Raw genomic sequence first — 20,875 nt, forward strand, 5'->3', positions numbered from 1 at the left:
CTACCTGCGGAGTTGGGTGTTCCGGCACCCGGATCGTTTCCGATGGGCCGTCAACTTGCCGCGCCGGGCCACAAGAAATTCCTGTCCGAATCATTGACGCACCACGAGGCCCCTCGTAGCTTGTGCCAGCAAGCGCTTACTTGAAACGATTCATGCAGACGGCGATAACGCTGCGGGGAGGGGGCCCAACCATGGGAACCAGCAGGAATGTTGAGAGGCGTACGATCCTGAAGGCGGCCGGGGCCTCCGCGGCCGCGGTCGGCCTGGGTGCGACGACCGCTTGCGGCGGTGACAGCGGTTCGGGGGACGGGACGGTGACGCTCCGTTACGCATGGTGGGGTGGCGAGCCGCGCACCATCGCCATCAAGAAGACGATCGCGCTCTTCGAGAAGAAGTACCCGAAGATCAAGATCAAGCCTGAATTCACGGACTATGAGGCGTTCTGGGAGAAGTTCCAGACCCAGGCCTCCGGCGGCAATCCGCCGGACGTTTTCCAGAATGCGGTCGGCTTCCTGCGCAAGTACGACAAGCGCGGTGTTCTGCTGGATCTCAAGACGCAGGCCGACGCGGGCAACCTGAGCCTGGACAACTTCCGCAACGGCGTCCTGGCGAACGGCCAGGTCGACGGCAAGCAGATCGGCATACCCGTCGGCGCCAACACCATGGCGCTCGTCATCGACCTCAACGCCTTCAAGAAGGCGGGCGTGGAGGCGAAATTCGGCTGGACCTGGGACGAGTACTTCGACGCCCTGCAGACGATCCAGGACAAGCTGAAGATCGCCGGTGACACCGGCTACTTCAGCATCATGTACCTCTACGACCTGTACCTGCGGCAGAACGGCAAGGCCTTCTTCACGGACACCGATCTCGGCTTCACCGAGGACGATCTGACGCAGTGGTGGGAGGACGGCTACAAGCGCGTGCGCTCCGGGCTGGTCGCCGACCCGAAGAAGATCGAGCAGGCCAAGCCCGAGTCCGGTCTCTCGGCGGGGCTGGCCGCGTCCGAGTTCACCTGGGACAACTTCTCCATCCGCTACGAGGGCGAGGGCGAGTCGGACTACGGGCTCGCCCCGATCCCCACCACGGACGGCAAGCAGACCGGCCAGTACCTCGGTTCGCTGATGATGAGCGCCTTCTCCGGGACCAAGCACCCCAAGGAGGTAGCCCAGTTCATCTCCTTCATGGTCCACGACCCCGAGGTCGGCAAGATCATGGGCTACGACCGCGGCATCCTCGCCACCACCGAGCAGTACGACGCGTTCAAGCCGACCGACGCCAACAACAAGGGCGTCGCGGCCTACGAGGACGAGGTCGCCAAGGCCGGCGTCCTGGGGAAGATCACCCCGCACCCGTCCGGTGCCGACGTCGTCGAGGCGGCGTTCCTGCGCATCGGCGGCGAGGTCGCCCAGGGCAAGACCAAGCCGGCCGACGCCGCCAAGGCACTGTTCAGCGAGGCCAAGGCCGCGTTCGCGGGCTGAGGGGACGTACCACCATGACGCTCGTCAAGGAAGCGCCCGCGCGCCCGGCCGGGAAGCGGTCCGCCGCTCCCGCCGCCGGGCGGCGCGGGCGGCGCCGCGAGAACCTCGCCGGCTATCTCTTCATGTCGCCGTGGATCGCGGGATTCCTGGTGCTGACGGCGGGGCCGATGGTCGCGTCGCTGTACTACGCGTTCACCCGCTACAACCTCTTCACGCCGCCCGAGTGGGTGGGCTTCGACAACTTCACGACGATGTTCCAGGACCCGCGCTGGCAGAAGTCGGTCGAGGTCACCCTGAAGTACGTCGTCGTGGCCACCCCGCTGAAGCTGCTGCTGGCGCTCGGTGTCGCGCTGCTGCTCGCGCAGAAGCGGCGCGGACAGGGTCTGTACCGGGCCGCGTTCTACATGCCCTCGCTCATCGGCGCCAGCGTCTCCGTCGGCTTCGTGTGGCGAGCGCTGTTCTCCGACGACGCGATCGTGGACCGTACGCAGAAGGTCTTCGGCCTCGACGTGGGCGGCTGGATCGGCAACCCGGACTACGTGCTCTACGCCCTGGTGGCGCTGAGCATCTGGCAGTTCGGCGCGCCCATGGTCATCTTCCTGGCCGGACTCAAGCAGGTGCCGCAGGAGCTGTACGAGGCCGCCGAGGTGGACGGGGCCGGACCGCTCAGGCGGTTCTGGAACATCACGCTGCCGATGATCTCCCCGGTGCTCTTCTTCAACGTGCTGCTGGAGTCCATCCACGCGTTCCAGGTGTTCGGCTCCGCCTATGTCGTCTCCGACACCCGGTGCGGGCCCGCCGACGCCACGCTCGTCTACACCTGTTACCTCTACCAGAAGGGCTTCAAGGAGGCCCAGATGGGCTTCGCCTCCGCGATGGCCTGGACGCTGGTGGTTGCGGTGGCGCTCGTCACGGCGGTCCTGTTCTGGTCGCAGAAGAAGTGGGTGCACTACGAGGAGGCCGCCAAGTGACCAGCGCCACCAGCCCTGCCCCGCACACCGTGAACGAGCGGCGGCGCTCCGGATCCGTCGCCTGGCACGTGGGTGCGCTCGTCGTCCTCGCGGTCGTCCTCTATCCCGTGATCTGGGTGGCCGGCGCCTCGTTCAAGCCGAGCAAGGACATCGTCGCCAGCCTCGACCTGCTGCCCGCCAAGCCGGTGTGGGCGAACTTCTCCGGGCTCGCCGACGGCATCTCCGGCATCTCCATCAGCAGCTTCTTCTGGAACTCGCTGATGTACGCGGTCCTCGCCGTGGTCGGTGTCGTGCTCTCCAGCTCACTGACCGCGTACGCCTTCGCCAAGATCCGGTTCGCCGGACGGAACCTGCTCTTCACGCTGATGATCGGCACGCTGCTGCTGCCGTACCACGTGCTGCTCATCCCGCAGTACGTGCTCTTCCGCAACCTGGAGCTGACCGACACCCTGGTGCCGCTCGTCGCGGGGAAGTTCCTGGCCACGGAAGCCTTCTTCGTGTTCCTGATGGTGCAGTTCATGCGGGGACTGCCGCGCGAGCTGGACGAGGCCGCCAAACTCGACGGCTGCGGCCATCTGCGCACCTACTGGTCGATCGTGCTGCCGCTGAGCCGGCCCGCGCTCATCACCAGCGCGATCTTCACCTTCATCAACGCCTGGAACGACTTCATGGGGCCGTTGATCTACCTCAACACCCCCGAGAAGTACACCGTCTCGCTGGGTCTGATGATGTTCCGCGACCAGGAAGGCATCTCCAACTACGGCAGCATGATCGCGATGTCGCTGGTGGCGCTGGTGCCGGTCATCGCGTTCTTCATGGCCTTCCAGCGCTACCTCATCGACGGTATGGCGACCTCCGGACTGAAGGGCTGAGGCGGTCACCATGGCCCAGGCACGCGTGAAGGCCCCCGCCCCGCGCAAGGAGTCCGTGTTCGGCGAGCGCTTCGCGGTCTTCGCCGAGTGCCTGCTCACCGGCGTGTGGATCGCCGTGGGCTGTCTCGGGGTCGTCACCTACCCCGCGGCCTTCGCCGCCGGCGCCCGTCACCTGCGGCGTCGTACCGCGCACGAGGGCGGGGGCCTGCGGGAATGCGTCGCGGACTTCCGGGCGGCCGTGCGCGGCGGGTGGGTCGTCGGGCTCGCCGGGTGGGCGGTGGCCGTCGCGGTCTGGGTGGACGTCCTGGCCGCGCGGGCCGGGATTCCCGCCGGACCGTTCGTCGGAGCCGTCGGCATCCTCGCGCTGATCGGGGCCACCGTGGCCCTGTTGCGGGCGGCCGCCGTCTGGACGCCGGGTGCGACCTGGCGGGCGTCGCTCGCGGACGCCGGGCGGCGGACCGTGCTCGATCCCGCCGGGTCCTTCCTGGTCGTCTGCGGGCTGGCCGTCGTGGCCCTGTCCGCCTGGTTCGTCCCGCCGCTCGCGGTCCCCGTCCTGGGGGCCGTCGCGGCGGCGGCCGTCGCCGTGGAGGAGCGCTACCGGCACCGCTGACGGGCGGTGCCCTCGCACCAGGTCGGGCCCCCGGGCGCCGTACCTCTCTCTGTCATGCCCCTGACCACACCTCGTATCCGCGTACGGAAGGAAAGGCTGGACTCCCTATGTCTCCCATCCCCCGTAGGTCCATCCTCAAGGCGGCCGCCGTCGCCGGAGCCGCCGCGCAGTTCAGCTGGGCGCTAGGGGCCAAGGACGCGCAGGCCGCGCCCAGAGCCGCCGAGGCCGACGAAGGTCCCGTGACTCTGGACTGGCTGGAGGACGGCGGCCTGGGCGCCGCCCCCGGCTCCACCGTCGGTGTGCCCTGGCCGAAGGGCGCGTACCAGGAGGACCAGACCTTCGCGCTGACGGACGCCGACGGCAAGGCCGTCCCCGTGCAGTCGTGGCCCCTCGCCTACTGGCCGGACGGCTCCCTCAAGTGGACGGCTCACGCGGTGAGTTCGGGCAACGGCAAGCTCACTCTCGCCGCCGGCGAGGCCGCCGCCCCGGCCAGGAAGGTCACCGTCGACCAGAGCGGCGGCACGATCACGGTCTCCACCGGGGTCATCACCGCGAAGATCGGCAAGTCCGGCGCGACGCTCATCAAGTCGGTCACCCGTGGCTCCACCGAGATCGCCAGAAACGGCCGGCTCGTGCTCATCCGCCAGCCCGAGATCGAGGACGAGGACCAGGGCGCGGTCCGGACCGAGCGCTTCGAGGGAGCCATCTCGAAGGTCGAGGTCGAGCAGGAGGGCCCCGTCCGCGCGGTCGTCCGCATCGACGGCAAGCACCGCAAGGGCAGCCGGAGCTGGCTGCCGTTCTCCATCCGCATCTACTTCTACGCCGGCGCCGACTCCTTCCGCATGGTGCACACCATCACCTTCGACGGCACCCAGGAGCCCGGCAAGGCCAGCGGGGACTTCATCCGGGGCATCGGCGTGCGCTTCAACGTGCCGATGCGCGACCAGTCCTACGACCGTCACATCCGCATCGGCGGCGACGGCACCGGGCTGCTGCGCGAGGCCGTCAAGGGCATCACCGGACTGCGCCGCGACCCGGGAGCCGCCGTGCAGGCGGCGCAGTTCGCGGGGGAGAAGCTGCCCGACCCGGCCACCTGGGACCAGCGGGTCACCACCCGGCTCCAGTACATCCCCGAGTGGGGCGACTACACCCTCTCCCAGCTCTCCGCCGACGGCTTCACGCTGCGCAAGCGGACGAAGAAGGGCCACGGCTGGATCGGCGCGGGCGGCGGCAAACGAGCCTCCGGCTTCGGCTACGTCGGCGGCGTCAGCGGCGGACTGTCCTTCGGGCTGCGGGACTTCTGGGAGAAGTTCCCCGCCCAGCTCGACATCCGCGACGCCCAGACCGACGCGGCCGAGGTCACCCTCTGGCTCTGGTCACCCGAGGCGCAGCCCATGGACCTGCGCTTCTACCACGACGGCATGGGCCAGGACACCTTCGCCGAGCAGCTCGAAGGCCTCAACATCACCTACGAGGACTACGAGCCCGAGTTCGGCACGCCGTACGGCATCGCCCGCACCTCCGAACTCCTCTTCTGGGCCAACGAGTCGACGCCGACGCCCGAGAAGCTCGCCGAACAGGTCGAGGCCGTGAGGGTGCTGCCGCAACTCGCGGCGCCGCCCAGGCAGCTCATCAAGGCGAAGGTCTTCGGACCGGGGCTCTACTCCGAGCCGGACCGCTCCACCCCGGCCAAGGCGAAGATCGAGGACCACCTGGACTTCCTCTTCACCTACTACAAGGACCAGGTGGAGCAGCGCCGCTGGTACGGCTTCTGGGACTACGGCGACATCATGCACACCTACGACACCGTCAGGCACCAGTGGCGGTACGACATCGGCGGGTACGCCTGGGACAACTCCGAGCTCTCGCCCGACCTGTGGCTGTGGTTCGCCTATCTCCGCTCCGGCCGCGCCGACATCTTCCGCTTCGCCGAGGCGATGACCCGGCACACCGGTGAGGTCGACGTCTACCACCTCGGGGAATGGGCCGGCCTCGGCACCCGGCACGGCGTCCAGCACTACGCCGACAGCGCCAAGCAGCAGCGCATCGCCAACACGACGTACCGCCGCTACTACTACTTCCTCACCGCCGACGAGCGGGTCGGCGACCTCATGCACGCCAACGTCGACTCCGACGAGACCTTCCTCGTCCTCGACCCGATCCGCAAGATCCGCACCGAGCCGTACACCCCCGACCGGCACGCGCTGTCGATCGGCTTCGGCACGGACTGGAGCGGGCTCGTGTCGGCCTGGCTGACGGAGTGGGAGCGCAAGGGCCCCAAGTGGGAGAAGGCCAAGGCGCGGGTGCTGTCGACGATGGAGACCATCGCCGCCCAGCCGAACGGGTTCGTCCAGGGGACCGGGCTGTACGACCTCGACACCGGCAGGTTCGCGGTCGCCCCGGCGCCGGTCGTCGGGGTCTCGCACCTCTCCGCGGTCTTCGGCCTCAACGAGCTGTGCGCCGAGCTCATCGACCTCGTCGACATCCCGAAGTTCAACGAGGCGTACTACGACTACTGCCGCTACTTCAACGCCACCAAGGCCGAACAGGCGGCGCGCTACGGCTCCAACTTCGGTTCCCTGCTGCTCTTCCAGGGGCATTCACGGCTGGACGCGTATGCCGCCGTGCAGACCGGTGACGAGAAGCTCGCCAAGCGGGCTTGGGAGAAGTTCTACAACTCCGACGGGTACAAGGAGTCCGCGCCCTGGAGGACGGAGAAGCTGAGCGGGCCCGACGCGTTGGTGCCGGGCAGCGAGGCGGCATGGGTGTCCACCAATGACACCGCGCTGTACGGGCTTGCCGCGATCGAGAACCTTGCGCTGCTTGGGGACAAGATGCCGTAGGGGGTGGTCCGGTCTGCGGGGAGCTGCGGGTCCGTTGTGGCGGGTCGCGCAGTTCCCCGCGCCCCTGGGCGGCGTCTCAGTGCATGGTGCCCAAGAAGTCCCGCATCCTGCGGGCGTCCCTGAGGCGTTGCTCGTACGTGGCCCCGAGTGCGAGCAGCAGCAGGCCGGCCAGGGCGGGCGGTGCCCAGCGGGGGAGGGCGCCGGTCACCTGGACCAGGTACGGGGCGAGCTCGTGCAGCGCGTCCAGGGCCAGCACCGTGCCGCCCAGCAGCAGGGGTGCCTGGAGGTGGTGGCCGGCGCCCAGCAGGGTGACGGCGAGGGCGGCGAGGCCCAGGAGCAGGGGGCGGGTCCAGTTCGGGTCGCCCCAGGCCGTGAGGAGGCTCGGCACGAGGGTCGCGGTGAGCCCGGGGCCGTACGCCGTCCAGGAGGAGACCTTCGGATCGCGGCGCCTGTGCAGGGCGCCGACGAGCAGGGCCGGGACGGTGACCGGCAGGGTGTACGCCTCGGGAGTCCCGACGTCCCAGGCCGCCAGGCGCACCCACGTTGCCAGGACGAAGAGCGCGGCGGAGGCGTAGGCGACGGGGCGGCGGTCGGCGCGGAGTGCCGTACCGGCGGTGATCACACCGCACAGCGCCAGGACCAGGGCGAGCATCGGCAGGTCGGCCGCGGCCGCCGCCAGTGCGACGGCGAGCAGTCCGGCGAGCGCGCCGGCGATGTCGACCGGGACCGTCGCCGGGGAGTTCCCGAGCCGTACGGCGAGCAGGGCCGCCGCCACCGGCACCGCCAGGACCAGCACGGCGGTGGACTGCGGCTGCCAGTCGGCCGCGGCACCACTCGCGCAGGCGAGCGCGGCGGCGTACGTGAGTGCGGTCGGGGCCGTGACCGGGGCGAGGTGCGGCTTCCGGGAGGCGGCCGCGAACAGTGCCGTGAGCGAGGAGAGCACGGCGAGGGTCGCGGCCTCGCTCGTCAGGGAGAGGCAGGCAAGGGTGAGTGACGTGAGCAGGGCGAGGACCGCGGCGGTCGGGCCCGGGGTGGGGAAGCCGACGGTGGGCGCCGAGGCCGGCTGAGGCGCCGCTTCCGTCTCAGGGCGCTCGGACGGGCGTATCCACGCGGCCGCGGCAAGGGTGCCGGCCGTCGTGATCCCGAAGGCCACCAGGCCCGCCACGTACGGGACTTCGAGCACCGGCGGAAGCACCGACGCCGTCGCCCACGCCAGTGCCAGCGCACCGGTCAGGGCCCGAGGCCGCCAGACCGTGTCCCGCACCACGAGGAGCAGCACCACGGCGACGACCGCCAGGACCACGGGCACCGTCCCCATGTCGGGCGGCCACGGCGTGGACACCGTCACGGCCTCCCGTACGTCATCCGGCGCCCCGGACCACAGCTGCTCCGCCCACGCGAGGGGGCCCAGCAGCGTGATCCCCAGCAGGGGCAGGGTCCAGAGCAGGGCGACTGCCTGTACGGCGACGGAGGCCCGAGCCAGCCCGTGCCGCACCGTCTCCGGCAGCCGGGCCACCCGTACCGCCGCCAACAGGGCGATTCCGCAGGCCAGATACGCCGGAACCGTCCACGTGTCCGGCAGCACGGAGCGGGCGGTGCCGCCCACCGCGGCGACCGTGAGCAGACCGGCGGTGACGGCGAGCCCTCCCGCCTGCTTCTCGGCGACCCGCTGCCACGCCGCCGTCAGGGCGATGCCCGCCGCGAGGAGGAGGAGCGCCGCCGCACGGGCGGCGGCGCTCGGGCCGGTGGCCGTCCAGGACAGCCAGCCGGCGGCCGAAACGCCCCACGCGCCCATGCCGTACGCACCGCTCACCGCGGTGATCCGTACGGACTTCGCGGGCACCCGGAGCGCCACACCCGTGTCGAACCCGGCCGTCACGAGCACGGCCGCCGTGATCCCGTACAGGCCCGCGTCGGCCGTCACCGCCCAGAGGACGAGGGGGAGTTGCCCGGGGACGAGGGCGGCGGGCAGGGGCAGACGCAGCGCGGAGGTGTGCGGCAGCAGGCCGTACGCCGTCCACAGGGCCGCCAGTAGCGCCGAGGCGGCCGCGAGGTAACCCGTGGCGCCCACGTCGGCCAACGCGACCTCGTGCAGCGCGTACGCGTCGAGCACGGTCAGCGCGAGCCCGAGGCCCGCCACCGACTCGGCCGTCGACCGCAGCCCGTGCTTCAGCAGCGGCACCGGCGCGGCGAGCACCGCCACCGTGATCCCGCCGAGCATCAGGGCCCGCCCGGTGATCCCCATGTGCCCCCAGCTGACCAGCGTGAACGCCATCGCGGCGATGGTGAGCAGGACACCGCCGAGCACCAGCAGAACGTTCTGCACCCGGGGTGCCGAGGTCTCGGCGGGCCGGGGCGCGAACGAGGCAGGGGCCGGGGCCGAGATCGGCCCGGCCGCCGCTTGCAGGGCCGTGACCAGCCAGGCGCGGCGGTGCAGCAACTGCGCCCGGCGGGCGTCCAGTCGGCGCAGCTCGAGGTCGAGGAGCCGCAACTCCTCGGCCGGTGGCGGAATGTGCGTCATGCCCTGGAGTGTGGTCCGCGTCACGTCGTACGGCATGAGTGCGCGTACTCAGAACGTACTCAGGTACGGGGGAAACCCCCTATACGGGGGCAGACTCGGCCCATGGACTGGAGCCGCTACCGCTTCCGCAGCCTCTGGGAGCTGCCCGCACCGCCTGCCGCCGTCTATGCCCTGCTGGAACAGGCCGAGGACTACCCCCGTTGGTGGCCGCAGGTGCGCGAGGTCACCAGACTCGGTGAGACCACCGGCGTGATCACGATCCGCTCCGTCCTGCCGTACGACCTGGTCTTCACCGCGCGTGAGACGCGGCGCGACCCCGCGGCCGGTGTCCTGGAGATCGCGATGTCCGGCGACATCGACGGCTGGGCGCGGTGGACGGTCACCGCGCACGGCGACGGCAGCCTCGCCCGCTACGACCAGGTGGTCGACGTGAACAAGCCGCTGCTCCGGAGGTTGGCGGTGCCGGGTCGGCCGGTCTTCCGGGCCAACCACTGGCTGATGATGCGCGCCGGACGGCGGGGGCTGACGAAATACCTGGCCGGTGGTCCTCACGGCGGTCGCCACCGCGGTTGTCAAGGCGGCCATCGAGGCGGTCATGGAGGCGGTCATGAAGCGGTTTGAACGAAACGCGCGGGGACCTGTATTGTTCACTGCGTTCCCGGGCGATTAGCTCAGTGGGAGAGCGCTTCGTTCACACCGAAGAGGTCACTGGTTCGAACCCAGTATCGCCCACCGGGAAAGGCCGGTCCGCCACAGCGGACCGGCTTTTTTGTACGCTCGCCCGCCTAGGCGGCCGCCGCAGGCAGGTCCGGGCGCAGTGGCCACGCCGGGTCCACCGCCTCGTCGCTGCCGCTGCGGGCGAACCACGCCTGCAACCCGCGTGCCTGCGCCGCGTGCCACACCGCCTGCAACGTGTGCAGCTCGGTGGGGGACAGGCGCTCGAGACGAGCCGCGAAGCGCCGCCCGACCGCCCGTACGACCTCCAGTGAGGCCGCCGCGTCGGCCGCCGCGTCGTGCGCCCCGTCCAGCGTGACTTCGTAGTGCGCGCACAGGTCGGTCAGCGTGCGGCGACCTTTGCGATAGCGGTCCAGGTGCTTGTCGAGCACCCGTGGATCGAGCACCAGCAGCGGCGTCGCCTCGAACCAGCTGTCGAGCGACGAGGCGCGATGGCGACGCAACTCGCGGTCGAGAAGCGTCAGATCGAACGGCGCGTTCATCACCACCACCGGCCGTCCTCTGCCGGCCTGTTCCGCCAGTTCGGCGGCTATCTCGTGCATCACCGGCGCCGGCCAGCGGCCGTTGCGCTGGAGATGGTCCTCCGTCAGTCCGTGTATCGCCGTCGCCGCCTCCGGCACCGGCACACCCGGGTTCACCAGCCACCGGGTCACCCGTGGCCGGGTGCCCGGGGCGTCCTGGACGACGACGGCCGCCGAAACGATCCGGTCGGTCTCGACGTCCACACCTGTCGTCTCTGTGTCGAATGCCGCCAGCGGGCCTTCATACCAGCACGCCATATCTACACAACCCCTCGTTCACCCACGGCAGCTGACGCACCGTCTTCTGCCCGTTTGGTGATACCCGGGCTGTTTGCGCCGTACGCCGGAAGGACACAACAGGAGTGCGGGTCTTTGCAGTTCAGCGGCCCGGTACGGGGATTCACTTTGCTTGGAAGGCTGTTGGCCATGGCGATAGCGCAGCCCGAGCGGGGCGGGCTGCTGCCCGAACGAACGGGCCCCCATCGCGGTTCACTCGCCACTACCGCCTGCATGGAGACACTCCAGGTGGGCTATCTGCACGCCGTCGCGGCGGCCTCCGGCTGCTCGCTGTCGCAGCCGTTCCCGGACAACGGCATCGACTGGCACGTCAGCCACAGCGCGCCCGGCCACACCATCGACGACGAGGTCACCATCAAGGTGCAGCTCAAGGCCACCTACCAGCTCGCACCGAACCCGCCCGCCCGTCTCCCAGCACCACCCCCGACGGAGAGGGCTGCGCCCCAGCCCCCTCAACTGGGCCGCTTCTTCTCCTTCACGCTCGACAACGACCACCTGGCAAAGCTCGCCCGCACGCCGGTCTCGGTGCACAAGATCCTGGTCGTGATGATCGTTCCGCGGTCGCAGGAGCAGTGGCTGCGGGCCGGCCACGACCGGCTCGACCTGCGGCACTGCTGCTACTGGGTCAACCTCGCCGGCCACGCCATCACCGGCCGGCGCCGCACCACCGTGCGGATACCGACCTCACGCATCTTCGACGACCGGGCGCTCTGCGAGATCATGACGCGGGTCGGGACGGGAGGCAGACCATGACGCACCGCCCGCCGGAGGGACCCATACGGTCAGTGCGGCCGCACCCGGCCGAGGCGTCCTGGGACCGTCCCCCCGAGCCCGGCGAGGTCGACCCCGCCGTGCTCAGCGCCCTGCTGCACCGGCACGGCTGGCAGCGGCGCGGGGGAGCGGCGGGGCGCTACGGCCGCTGGACCCCGCCCGGACCGGGCGGCAACGGCACCAGCCTGCTCGTCCCCGAGTCCCGCGCCTTCCCCGACAGCGACGATCTGCTCGGCGAGGCCCTGATCGCCCTGTCCCGCAGCGGCATGCCCTCCGCGCGCGAGGTGCTGGTAGGGCTCGCCGTGCCCAGCGACGAGGTCCGCTGGTGGCGGGACGCGCCGAGCGGGCCGGCCGGGGCAGCGCCCTGGACCGTGGAGGAGGAGCTGCGCGGCGCGGCCCGCCAGACGCTCCTCGCCGCGGCGCTCGCCACGCGCGCGCGTGCGGGTTACTACGGCGCCCGGCACCGCCGTTCGGCCGCGGCGATGCTGGAGAGCGTCCTCGTCGGACCCGCGCCCGGCGGCCGCGGCCTCACCGCCTTCGTGCCGATCAGCACGGGGCGCCCGCTCGCCGCACGCCTCCACCAGGCCCTGTACGCCGCCCGCGAGGCCATCGACTACCAGCGGGCCACCGGCGGCATGGACGCCTTCGACGGCGCCGTCGAGGCGGGCGTCAGCCGCGAGCTCACCGAGGCCCTGATCGCCCTCGTGCGCGGTACGGAGGGTGCGCGCATCGCCGTCGAGTGGGCACCCGCGGCCGGGGTGCCCGAGGACTGCGCGAGCGGCGTCGAGCCCGTCGAGTTCTCGCCGGGCGACCTGCCCGTGCTGCGCGAGGCCGGCGCCCGCTATCTGCGCGAGGAGCCCTCCGTGCCGGTCAGGATCACCGGCACGGTCGTCCGGATGCGCAGGTCGGGGCCGCGCGGGGAGGGCACCGTACGGCTGCGCGTCCTCGCGGGCGCCGAGATTCCGCATGTCCGGCTCACCCTGGACGAGGAGTCGTACCGCATCGCCGGGCACGCCCACCTGGTCGGGCTTCCGGTGCGCGTGCACGGCCGCCTGGAGAGCCGGGGCGGCTTCCGCAAGGTCACCGGGGCCTCAGGTGTCGTACCGGTACAGGTGGACGAGGCCGAGCGGGACCGGCTGATGAAGTCGCTCCAGGAGGACCTGGACTTCTTCGAGGAGGCTTGCGGCGGGGAGGAGGCCGGGGACTGAAGGGGGCGGTTGCTGGGCGAGGTCTTGCGGCTGGGGTGCTGCATGTCTGGCTTCGTTCGCCTCCGGGGCGCCTTGTGCCGGTGTCGTGGTACCGGTGACTGTTGATGGGCCCTTGCCCGGCGGGTGTGGGCCGGGTGGCACACGGACCCGGGCTGCGACGCCCTATCAGGGGCGCGGGGAACCGCGCGACCAGCCACGACGAACGCCGCGGATGACCGCCGGCCCGTCCCGCCCCTCCCGGCGGAGCGCCACCGTTTCGCGGTCGGCCGTCCGGGGTCGGTACGATCGCGTAATGCGCGCGCTCCTGGTATGGCGCCGCATTCCCCCTTCAGTCAGGAGAGACCGGTGTCAGACGTCCGTGTGATCATCCAACGCGATTCCGAGCGGGAAGAACGCGTGGTGACAACGGGGACTACGGCCGCCGACCTCTTCGCCGGCGAGCGCTCGATCATCGCCGCGCGCGTGGGCGGCGAGCTCAAGGACCTGTCGTACGTGCTCGCCGAGGGCGAGGAGGTCGAGGGCGTCGAGATCTCCTCCGAGGACGGGCTGAACATCCTGCGCCACTCCACCGCGCACGTGATGGCGCAGGCCGTGCAGGAGCTGTTCCCCGAGGCCAAGCTGGGCATCGGCCCGCCCGTCAAGGACGGCTTCTACTACGACTTCGATGTCGCGAAGCCGTTCACGCCCGAGGATCTCAAGGCCATCGAGAAGAAGATGCAGGAGATCCAGAAGCGGGGGCAGCGTTTCTCCCGTCGTGTCGTGACCGACGACGCCGCCCGCGAGGAGCTCGCCGCCGAGCCCTACAAGCTGGAGCTGATCGGCCTCAAGGGCTCCGCCTCGTCCGACGACGGCGCGGACGTCGAGGTCGGCGCCGGTGAGCTGACGATCTACGACAACCTGGACGCCAAGAGCGGCGACCTGTGCTGGAAGGACCTCTGTCGCGGTCCCCACCTGCCCACCACCCGCAACATCCCGGCGTTCAAGCTGATGCGCAACGCCGCCGCCTACTGGCGCGGCAGCGAGAAGAACCCGATGCTCCAGCGCATCTACGGCACCGCCTGGCCGTCCAAGGACGAGCTGAAGGCGCACCTCGACTTCCTCGCCGAGGCCGAGAAGCGTGACCACCGCAAGCTGGGCAACGAACTAGACCTCTTCTCCGTCCCGGAGCAGATCGGCTCCGGCCTCGCCGTCTTCCACCCCAAGGGCGGCATCATCCGCCGGGTCATGGAGGACTACTCGCGCCGCCGCCACGAGGAAGAGGGCTACGAGTTCGTCTACACCCCGCACGCCACGAAGGGGAAGCTCTTCGAGACGTCCGGGCACCTGGACTGGTACGCCGAGGGCATGTACCCGCCCATGCAACTCGACGAGGGCGTGGACTACTACCTCAAGCCCATGAACTGCCCGATGCACAACCTGATCTTCGACGCGCGCGGCCGCTCATACCGCGAACTGCCGCTGCGTCTCTTCGAGTTCGGGACCGTGTACCGGTACGAGAAGTCGGGCGTCGTGCACGGCCTGACCCGCGCCCGCGGCTTCACGCAGGACGACGCGCACATCTACTGCACCCGTGAGCAGATGTCGGAGGAACTCGACAAGACGCTCACCTTCGTCCTCGGCCTGCTGCGTGACTACGGTCTGACCGACTTCTACCTGGAGCTCTCCACCAAGGACCCGGAGAAGTTCGTCGGCTCCGACGAGGTCTGGGAGGAGGCCACGGAGACGCTCCGCCAGGTCGCCGAGAAGCAGGGCCTGCCCCTCGTCCCCGACCCGGGCGGCGCCGCCTTCTACGGACCGAAGATCTCCGTCCAGACCAAGGACGCCATCGGCCGGACCTGGCAGATGTCGACCATCCAGCTCGACTTCAACCTGCCGGAGCGCTTCGACCTGGAGTACACCTCCGCGGACGGCTCCAAGCAGCGCCCGGTCATGATCCACCGCGCCCTGTTCGGCTCCATCGAGCGGTTCTTCGCGGTGCTCCTGGAGCACTACGCAGGCGCCTTCCCGGCGTGGCTGGCCCCGGTCCAGGCGATCGGCATCCCGATCGGCGACGGACACGTGGACTACCTGGAGAAGTTCGCCGCGGCCGCCAAGAAGAAGGGGCTGCGGGTCGAGGTGGACTCCTCCTCGGACCGTATGCAGAAGAAGATCCGTAACGCCCAGAAGCAGAAGGTGCCCTTCATGGTCATCGCGGGCGACGAGGACATGGCCAACAACGCCGTCTCCTTCCGCTTCCGTGACGGCTCGCAGGAGAACGGCATCCCGTTCGACGACGCCATCGCGAAGATCGCGCAGGTCGTCGAGGAGCGGGCGCAGGTCTGATCCGGCCGACCATGATCACGAGGCCCCCGGGAGCTCAGCTCTGCGGGGGCTTCGTGTCGCTCTCGCGGGAGAAGATCTGCAGCAGCCAGGAGGAGAACGATCCCGTCACCGCGCCGAGCAGGGCCAGACCGCCGGCCATCATTCCGGTCGCGATCGCCCGGCCGCGTGTGGTCACCGGGGTGATGTCGCCGTAGCCGACCGTGCTGAGGGTCGCGGCGGCCCACCACAGCGCGTCCCCGAACGTCCGCATGGTGGCGCCGGGCGCTCCACGCTCGGCCTGGAAGACCGCGAGGGCACCGGAGAACCCGAGCAGCAGGGTCGACAGACTCGCGTAGGCGATCACCCGCGCGTGCAGCGAGAGCCGGGGTTCGCCCTGTCGTCTCTGGATGACGTCGTAGAGCGGCACGATCCGCAGCGGCCGCAGCAGCGGCAGGACGACCACGACCGTGTGCAGGAAGTGCGTCCTGGCGAAATGCAGGAAGCGCCCGCCGACGAGGCGCCAGCGCACCACGAAGTCCACGGCGAAGAGCAGCCAGAGCGCGATCAACGCGTACCCGCACACGTCCTCCCAGAAGGACGGCATGCTCACAGCGAGAACGCGGGCGGCATAGGCGGCCAGGAAGAGCAGCGATGCCAGGAACAACGGGATCTCGGTGCGCTGCTCCCAGCGGGAGTACGGGCTGTCGTCGTCCACCGGCCCAGCTTGGCCGGTGCCGGCCCTCCCGTCGCCCCGGCGACACGCCGCGAACGGACGAAGCCATATGCTGCACGCATGACGAGTGAGCCGGAGCAGCAGTGGGGAGTGGGGATCCAGGACGCGTTCCAGCGCCTGTGGACGCCCCATCGGATGGCCTACATCCAGGGTGAGAACAAGCCGACCGGTCCCGGCGCGGACGACGGCTGCCCCTTCTGCTCGATCCCGGCCAAATCCGACGAGGACGGACTGGTCGTCAAGCGTGGCGAGCAGGTGTACGCGGTCCTGAACCTGTACCCGTACAACGGCGGCCACCTCATGGTCGTGCCCTACCGGCACGTCGCCGACTACACCGACCTCACCGAGCCGGAGACGGTCGAACTGGCCGCGCTGACGAAGCAGGCGATGACGGCCCTGCGCACCGCCTCCGGTGCCCACGGCTTCAACATCGGCATGAACCAGGGCACCGTCGCCGGCGCGGGCATCGCGGCCCACCTCCACCAGCACATCGTCCCGCGCTGGGGCGGAGACACGAACTTCATGCCGGTGGTGGGCCACACACGGGTGCTGCCGCAGCTGCTGGCGGACACGCGGAAGATGCTGGCGGAGACCTGGCCGACCGCTTGACGTCCCGGCCGGCGGCGGCGTCCCTCAGCCCGTCCGGCGCTTGAGGACGAGGCCGCTCAGGCCGAAAGGGGGTCTGAGGGCACAGCCCTCAGGGACCATCGCCCAGACCCACCTCACGCGGCTCAACCGCCGGGGGCTACGCGTCGTACAGGTCGGCCTTCCTCGGCGACGGGTCCTGCACGGCCGTGCTCAGGAAGGCGGAGCGCGTACCGAACTTCTCGGTGTTCACGCCGTTCTCGTCCAGCACCTTGATGGCCGCGGCATGCACCACCCGCAGGACCGGCGTGGCGGCGCGCAGCGCGTCGTCGGCCATGAACCGGTGCCGCCACGGCTGATCCGCCCACGCGTGCCGCAGCCCGAACGGCTCGGGCAGCCCCATCGTGCCGCCGAGCCAGTTCAGCAGCGGCGGGTACCAGGAGATCGGGGCGCGGACGGCGAGCCGTACCACCTCGTCGGTGTTGACCAGCGGAAGCTTCACCTTCCGGGTCTCCCAGGGCTTGAACGACTTGCTGACCTCCTTGGTCGGCGCCTCGGGCTTCTCCTGGAAGAGCCCGTTCACCGGACCGAGGGCGTGCCCGGTCACCTCGATGCGCAGCGTCTCGTGCAGCACGGTCACCGTGATCAGCATGGTGATGATCAACTGCCCGTCCCACAGCGTCCACTGGACGCCCAGGTAGTGCCGGTCACCGCTGCCGAACTGCTGCTTGTTGCAGATGTCCTGTATGGCGTGCGACTTGACCTGGTACGCGTCGACGTCCGTGCCCTCCGGGCGGGACACGGCTTTGGCGCCCTCGGCGACCGGCGTGACGACCCAGTGCCGTATCGAGGGCTTCGGGAAGCCGCCGGTGTTCAGCGGGCCGCGTTCCAGCATGCGCAGCTGGTCGTGGATCGAGCGGATGACGTCCCAGCTGCGGAACGGGTGGATCTCCCGGGTCGGGTCGGCGGGCGTCAGGTCCTCGGCCAGCTGCCAGCTGCCCCAGCGCGTGCCCATGCCCAGTATCCCCTTGGGCCCGGCGTAGAACACGGAGTTGGACTGCTGCTCGGCGCTCAGCTTGGCGAGGGACTGGCGCAGCTGCTCGGCCTGCGTCTCGGTGGGACTGGTCGGCACCGCCTCCGGCACCTTCGCGCCGACGCTGCTGCCGGCCAGCAGGCTGTCCCAGCGTCCGCGCAGGTCCTTCGCCGTGCTCTCGCAGATCTGCTTGGCCCAGAACCAGCCGACCACCGGCATGAGGACCGACGCCCTCGCATACCAGGCCCAGAAGCCGGTGAACGGCATGCGCAGCAGGAAGAGCACGGCGAGCGCGCCCGCCGCGACGAGCAGCACGGAGGCGAGTGTGCCGCCGCGCTTCGCGTCCCGCTTGACGATGGTGGTGCGCAGCGTGAAGACCAGCAGCCAGACCAGCAGCCCGGGCAGGAACAGCACGCCGCAGATCACCATGACGGCGCTGAGCATCCGGTCGCGGGCCTTGCGGATGTTGTTGGCGGCCAGACAGTGCTCGACGACGACCTGCGGTTCGGCGCCGAAGGACTGGATCAGGGGCTTGCGGCCGCTGCCGAGCATGCGGTCGACCACCGCCCGCGAGAAGGCCTCACCCAGGTTGGGCCGGAAGATCTTCGCCCAGCCGCGGCCTGCCTTGACGTCGGTCTTGTGCCATTCGTTGTCGGCCTTCTTGATGTCCTCGAACGGATTGTCCCGATAGGCCGCCGAGGCCAGCGCGAACGTCGCCGTCTGGCCCTCGCCGGCCGTGCGAGGCACCTGCGGACCGAAGATGTCCGCGTAACCGCTCTCAACGGTCATTCCCGCCCCCGATCGCCGCACTGTCGCTTCTGCGGCCTTCCCGACTTCCGTACCGCGCACACCTGTTGATCAATGATCAGCGTATCCTCCGCCACCGACATTCGTCGGCGGACGGCCGAAGCCGCCCGCCGACGCGGAGGGGAGCGTTCCGCAAGGGCCGTCCGGTGGCACTCAGGGCCCAGTTGGAGGCGCCGGGCGCCAACTGCGCGGTATCGCGTGCCCCTTCACGCTATGACGCGTCGCGCGCCTCTTCACGGATCCTTTCCGCGATCTGCGCAGGCATCGGTTCGTGCCGCGCGTACAGCCGGTTGAAGCGCGCGGTGCCGTGCGACAGCGACCGCAGATCGACGGCGTACCGTCCGATCTCGATCTCGGGCACCTCGGCCTTGATGAGCGTGCGGCCGCCGCTGGTCTGCTCGGTGCCGACGACGCGGCCGCGCCGCCCGGACAGATCGCTCATCACGGCGCCGACGTAGTCGTCGCCGACCAGGACGGACACCTCGGCCACCGGCTCCAGCAGATGGATCTTCGTGTCGGCCGCGGCCTCCCGCAGCGCGAGCGCGCCGGCCGTCTGGAACGCGGCGTCGGAGGAGTCCACCGAGTGCGCCTTGCCGTCGCGCAGCGTGACCCGGATGTCGACGAGCGGATGACCGGCCGCGACTCCCCTGGCCGCCTGGGCCCTTACGCCCTTCTCGACCGACGGGATGAACTGCCGTGGCACCGCGCCGCCGACGACCTTGTCCACGAACTCGATGCCCGAACCGCCCGGCAGCGGCTCCACGTCGATCTCGCAGATCGCGTACTGCCCATGACCGCCCGACTGCTTCACATGCCGGCCGCGGCCCGCCGACCTGTTCGCGAACGTCTCCCGAAGGGAGACCTTGTGCGGCACGACGTCGACCTGGACGCCGTAACGGCTGCGGAGCCGTTCGAGAGCGACGTCCGCGTGTGCCTCGCCCAGGCACCACAGCACCACCTGATGGGTGGCCTGGTTCTGTTCCAGTCGCATGGTCGGGTCCTCGGCGACCAGCCGGGACAGGCCCTGCGACAGCTTGTCCTCGTCCGCCTTGCTGTGTGCCTGGATGGCCAGCGGCAGCAGCGGGTCGGGCATCTGCCAGGGCTCCATCAGGAGCGGGTCGTCCTTGGCCGACAGCGTGTCGCCAGTCTCCGCGCGGGTCAGCTTCGCCACGCAGGCGAGATCACCGGCGATGCAGTGGCTGAGCGTGCGCTGCTGTTTGCCGAAGGGGGCCGAGAGCGCGCCGATGCGCTCGTCGACGTCGTGATCCTCGTGCCCACGGTCCTCCAGGCCGTGCCCGGACACGTGCACCGTCTCGTCGGGGCGCAGGGTGCCGGAGAAGACACGGACCAGCGAGACCCGGCCGACGTACGGGTCGGACGCGGTCTTCACGACCTCCGCGACCAGCGGCCCGTCCGGGTCGCACAGGTCCAGCTCGCGCGGTGACCCGCCGACCGTGGTGACCGTGGGCGCCGCGCGCTCCAACGGGGTCGGGAAGCCGCGCGTGATCAGCTCCAGCAGCTCGACCGTGCCGAGCCCCTGCCGGGCACCGTCGGTCGCCGGGGCGGCGGCCAGGACGGGGTGGAAGACACCGCGCGCGACCGCCCGTTCGAGGTCCTGGATCAGTGTCTTGACGTCGATCTGCTCGCCGCCGAGGTACCGGTCCATCAGGGTCTCGTCCTCCGACTCGGAGATGATCCCCTCGATCAGCCGGTTGCGGGCCTCGTCGATCTGCGGCAGCTGGTCCTCGGCCGGATCGGACTCCTTGCGCTCCCCGGAGGCGTAGTCGAACAACTGCTGCGACAGCAGCCCGATCAGGCCGGTCACGGGCGCGTGCCCGTCCGGTGCCTGCGGGCCGCGCAACGGCAGATACAGCGGGATCACGGCGTCGGGGTCGTCGCCGCCGAAGGCCTCCGCGCAGATCCGCGTCATCTCCTCGTAGTCGGCCCGTGCGGACTCCAGGTGGGTGACGACGATCGCGCGCGGCATGCCGACGGCCGCGCACTCCTCCCACACCATGCGGGTCGATCCGTCCACGCCGTCCGAGGCCGAGACGACGAAAAGGGCCGCGTCCGCCGCTCGCAGACCGGCCCTGAGTTCCCCGACGAAGTCGGCGTATCCGGGAGTGTCCAGAAGGTTGACCTTGATGCCGTCCCATTCGACCGGCACCAGGGAGAGCTGTACCGAGCGTTGCTGCCGGTGCTCGATCTCGTCGTAGTCCGAGACGGTGCCGCCGTCCTCCACGCGGCCCGCCCGGTTCACCGCCCCCGCCGTGAGTGCGAGGGCCTCCACCAAGGTGGTCTTGCCCGATCCGGAGTGGCCGACCAGCACCACATTCCGTACGGACGCGGGGTGGTCGGCCGCCGTAGCCCTGCCGGCGGCTCCGGGGTGTGCGTTCGCCTTGTCGCCCATGATCCTGCCTCCCGTGCACGGTGAGGTCACTGTGGGCGCGGACGTACGGATCCGCGTGCGATGGCGGCTCCGGTGACGCCCGCGGTCCTTCGAGCTTTCCACTCCCGTCACGGTGCGTCCATACGGCGGACGTGATCGCGGCGCCCAGGGGGGTGGGCACGGGGGTGCGGGCACTCTCC

The 20,875-nt window shown here is 70.3% G+C and carries 14 protein-coding genes, 1 tRNA gene and 1 pseudogene; 11 read left to right on the top strand and 5 right to left on the bottom strand.

All coding sequences use genetic code 11. The features are described from left to right. Positions 1–191: 191 nt before the first annotated feature. From ACFU95_RS29600 to ACFU95_RS29620, 5 genes are all read left to right on the top strand, one after another. The gene (locus ACFU95_RS29600) at positions 192–1,478 is read left to right on the top strand and encodes an ABC transporter substrate-binding protein (RefSeq protein ID WP_383833258.1); all 1,287 of its coding nucleotides are present in this window, start codon (positions 192–194) and stop codon (positions 1,476–1,478) included. A gap of 14 nt (positions 1,479–1,492) precedes the next feature. Then, entirely contained in the window at positions 1,493–2,449 is a 957-nt protein-coding gene (locus ACFU95_RS29605) for a carbohydrate ABC transporter permease (RefSeq protein WP_383833261.1), read from the top strand. After that, on the top strand, positions 2,446–3,321 hold the full coding sequence (locus ACFU95_RS29610) for a carbohydrate ABC transporter permease (RefSeq protein WP_383833264.1): 876 nt from the start codon (positions 2,446–2,448) through the stop codon (positions 3,319–3,321). Before ACFU95_RS29605 ends, ACFU95_RS29610 begins: the two co-directional genes overlap by 4 nt. Before the next feature lie 10 nt (positions 3,322–3,331). Further along, entirely contained in the window at positions 3,332–3,931 is a 600-nt protein-coding gene (locus ACFU95_RS29615) for a hypothetical protein (protein WP_383833267.1), read from the top strand. A gap of 107 nt (positions 3,932–4,038) precedes the next feature. Beyond that, positions 4,039–6,774, top strand: coding sequence for a Tat pathway signal sequence domain protein (locus tag ACFU95_RS29620; protein ID WP_383833270.1), 2,736 nt, complete (start codon positions 4,039–4,041; stop codon positions 6,772–6,774). Positions 6,775–6,850: 76 nt separating this feature from the next. Here ACFU95_RS29620 and ACFU95_RS29625 read toward each other — a convergent pair whose 3' ends face one another. Next, a complete protein-coding gene (locus ACFU95_RS29625; protein WP_383833273.1) occupies positions 6,851–9,295 on the bottom strand; it encodes an SCO7613 C-terminal domain-containing membrane protein in 2,445 nt (814 codons plus the stop codon). 102 nt (positions 9,296–9,397) lie between these two features. Here ACFU95_RS29625 and ACFU95_RS29630 point away from each other — a divergent pair. Beyond that, positions 9,398–9,832 (top strand): annotated as a pseudogene (locus tag ACFU95_RS29630) (SRPBCC family protein); the annotation flags it as partial. A gap of 123 nt (positions 9,833–9,955) precedes the next feature. Further along, positions 9,956–10,027 (top strand) — tRNA-Val (locus ACFU95_RS29635). A 53-nt stretch (positions 10,028–10,080) separates the two neighbouring features. Here ACFU95_RS29635 and ACFU95_RS29640 read toward each other — a convergent pair. Then, positions 10,081–10,809 (bottom strand): 3'-5' exonuclease, encoded by a 729-nt coding sequence (locus ACFU95_RS29640; RefSeq protein ID WP_383833276.1) that lies wholly within the window; start codon positions 10,807–10,809, stop codon positions 10,081–10,083. A gap of 168 nt (positions 10,810–10,977) precedes the next feature. Here ACFU95_RS29640 and ACFU95_RS29645 point away from each other — a divergent pair, with 168 nt between their 5' ends. The 3 genes from ACFU95_RS29645 (at position 10,978) to thrS (ending at position 15,149) form a co-directional block, all read left to right on the top strand. Next, the gene (locus tag ACFU95_RS29645) at positions 10,978–11,601 is read left to right on the top strand and encodes a DUF4365 domain-containing protein (RefSeq protein ID WP_383833279.1); all 624 of its coding nucleotides are present in this window, start codon (positions 10,978–10,980) and stop codon (positions 11,599–11,601) included. After that, positions 11,598–12,827 (top strand): hypothetical protein, encoded by a 1,230-nt coding sequence (locus ACFU95_RS29650; protein ID WP_383833282.1) that lies wholly within the window; start codon positions 11,598–11,600, stop codon positions 12,825–12,827. Before ACFU95_RS29645 ends, ACFU95_RS29650 begins: the two co-directional genes overlap by 4 nt. A gap of 345 nt (positions 12,828–13,172) precedes the next feature. Next, complete coding sequence (gene thrS, locus ACFU95_RS29655; protein WP_383833285.1) at positions 13,173–15,149, top strand: threonine--tRNA ligase; 1,977 nt, start codon at positions 13,173–13,175, stop codon at positions 15,147–15,149. Between the two features lie 34 nt (positions 15,150–15,183). Here thrS and ACFU95_RS29660 read toward each other — a convergent pair whose 3' ends face one another. Continuing rightward, entirely contained in the window at positions 15,184–15,843 is a 660-nt protein-coding gene (locus ACFU95_RS29660) for a potassium channel family protein (protein ID WP_383833288.1), read from the bottom strand. Between the two features lie 78 nt (positions 15,844–15,921). Between ACFU95_RS29660 and ACFU95_RS29665 the strand changes: the two genes are divergently transcribed. Next, a complete protein-coding gene (locus ACFU95_RS29665; protein WP_383833291.1) occupies positions 15,922–16,470 on the top strand; it encodes an HIT family protein in 549 nt (182 codons plus the stop codon). A 136-nt stretch (positions 16,471–16,606) separates the two neighbouring features. Here the strand turns inward: ACFU95_RS29665 and ACFU95_RS29670 are convergent, their stop codons facing one another. After that, positions 16,607–18,268: a hypothetical protein gene (locus ACFU95_RS29670; protein WP_383833294.1), complete on the bottom strand. Its 1,662-nt coding sequence runs from the start codon at positions 18,266–18,268 to the stop codon at positions 16,607–16,609. A 229-nt stretch (positions 18,269–18,497) separates the two neighbouring features. Continuing rightward, complete coding sequence (locus tag ACFU95_RS29675; RefSeq protein ID WP_383833297.1) at positions 18,498–20,696, bottom strand: elongation factor G-like protein EF-G2; 2,199 nt, start codon at positions 20,694–20,696, stop codon at positions 18,498–18,500. Between the last annotated feature and the right edge of the window lie 179 nt (positions 20,697–20,875).

It is taken from the genome of Streptomyces sp. NPDC057623 (genome assembly GCF_042800355.1).
Classification (GTDB): Bacteria; Actinomycetota; Actinomycetes; order Streptomycetales; family Streptomycetaceae; genus Streptomyces.

Coding starts and splice junctions, on each gene's coding strand:
- ACFU95_RS29600 (WP_383833258.1), top strand. CDS start 192: ATGGGAACCAGCAGGAATGTTGAGAGGCGTACGATCCTGAAGGCGGCC.
- ACFU95_RS29605 (WP_383833261.1), top strand. CDS start 1,493: ATGACGCTCGTCAAGGAAGCGCCCGCGCGCCCGGCCGGGAAGCGGTCC.
- ACFU95_RS29615 (WP_383833267.1), top strand. CDS start 3,332: ATGGCCCAGGCACGCGTGAAGGCCCCCGCCCCGCGCAAGGAGTCCGTG.
- ACFU95_RS29620 (WP_383833270.1), top strand. CDS start 4,039: ATGTCTCCCATCCCCCGTAGGTCCATCCTCAAGGCGGCCGCCGTCGCC.
- ACFU95_RS29625 (WP_383833273.1), bottom strand. CDS start 9,295: ATGACGCACATTCCGCCACCGGCCGAGGAGTTGCGGCTCCTCGACCTC.
- ACFU95_RS29640 (WP_383833276.1), bottom strand. CDS start 10,809: ATGGCGTGCTGGTATGAAGGCCCGCTGGCGGCATTCGACACAGAGACG.
- ACFU95_RS29645 (WP_383833279.1), top strand. CDS start 10,978: ATGGCGATAGCGCAGCCCGAGCGGGGCGGGCTGCTGCCCGAACGAACG.
- ACFU95_RS29650 (WP_383833282.1), top strand. CDS start 11,598: ATGACGCACCGCCCGCCGGAGGGACCCATACGGTCAGTGCGGCCGCAC.
- ACFU95_RS29665 (WP_383833291.1), top strand. CDS start 15,922: ATGACGAGTGAGCCGGAGCAGCAGTGGGGAGTGGGGATCCAGGACGCG.
- ACFU95_RS29670 (WP_383833294.1), bottom strand. CDS start 18,268: ATGACCGTTGAGAGCGGTTACGCGGACATCTTCGGTCCGCAGGTGCCT.
- ACFU95_RS29675 (WP_383833297.1), bottom strand. CDS start 20,696: ATGGGCGACAAGGCGAACGCACACCCCGGAGCCGCCGGCAGGGCTACG.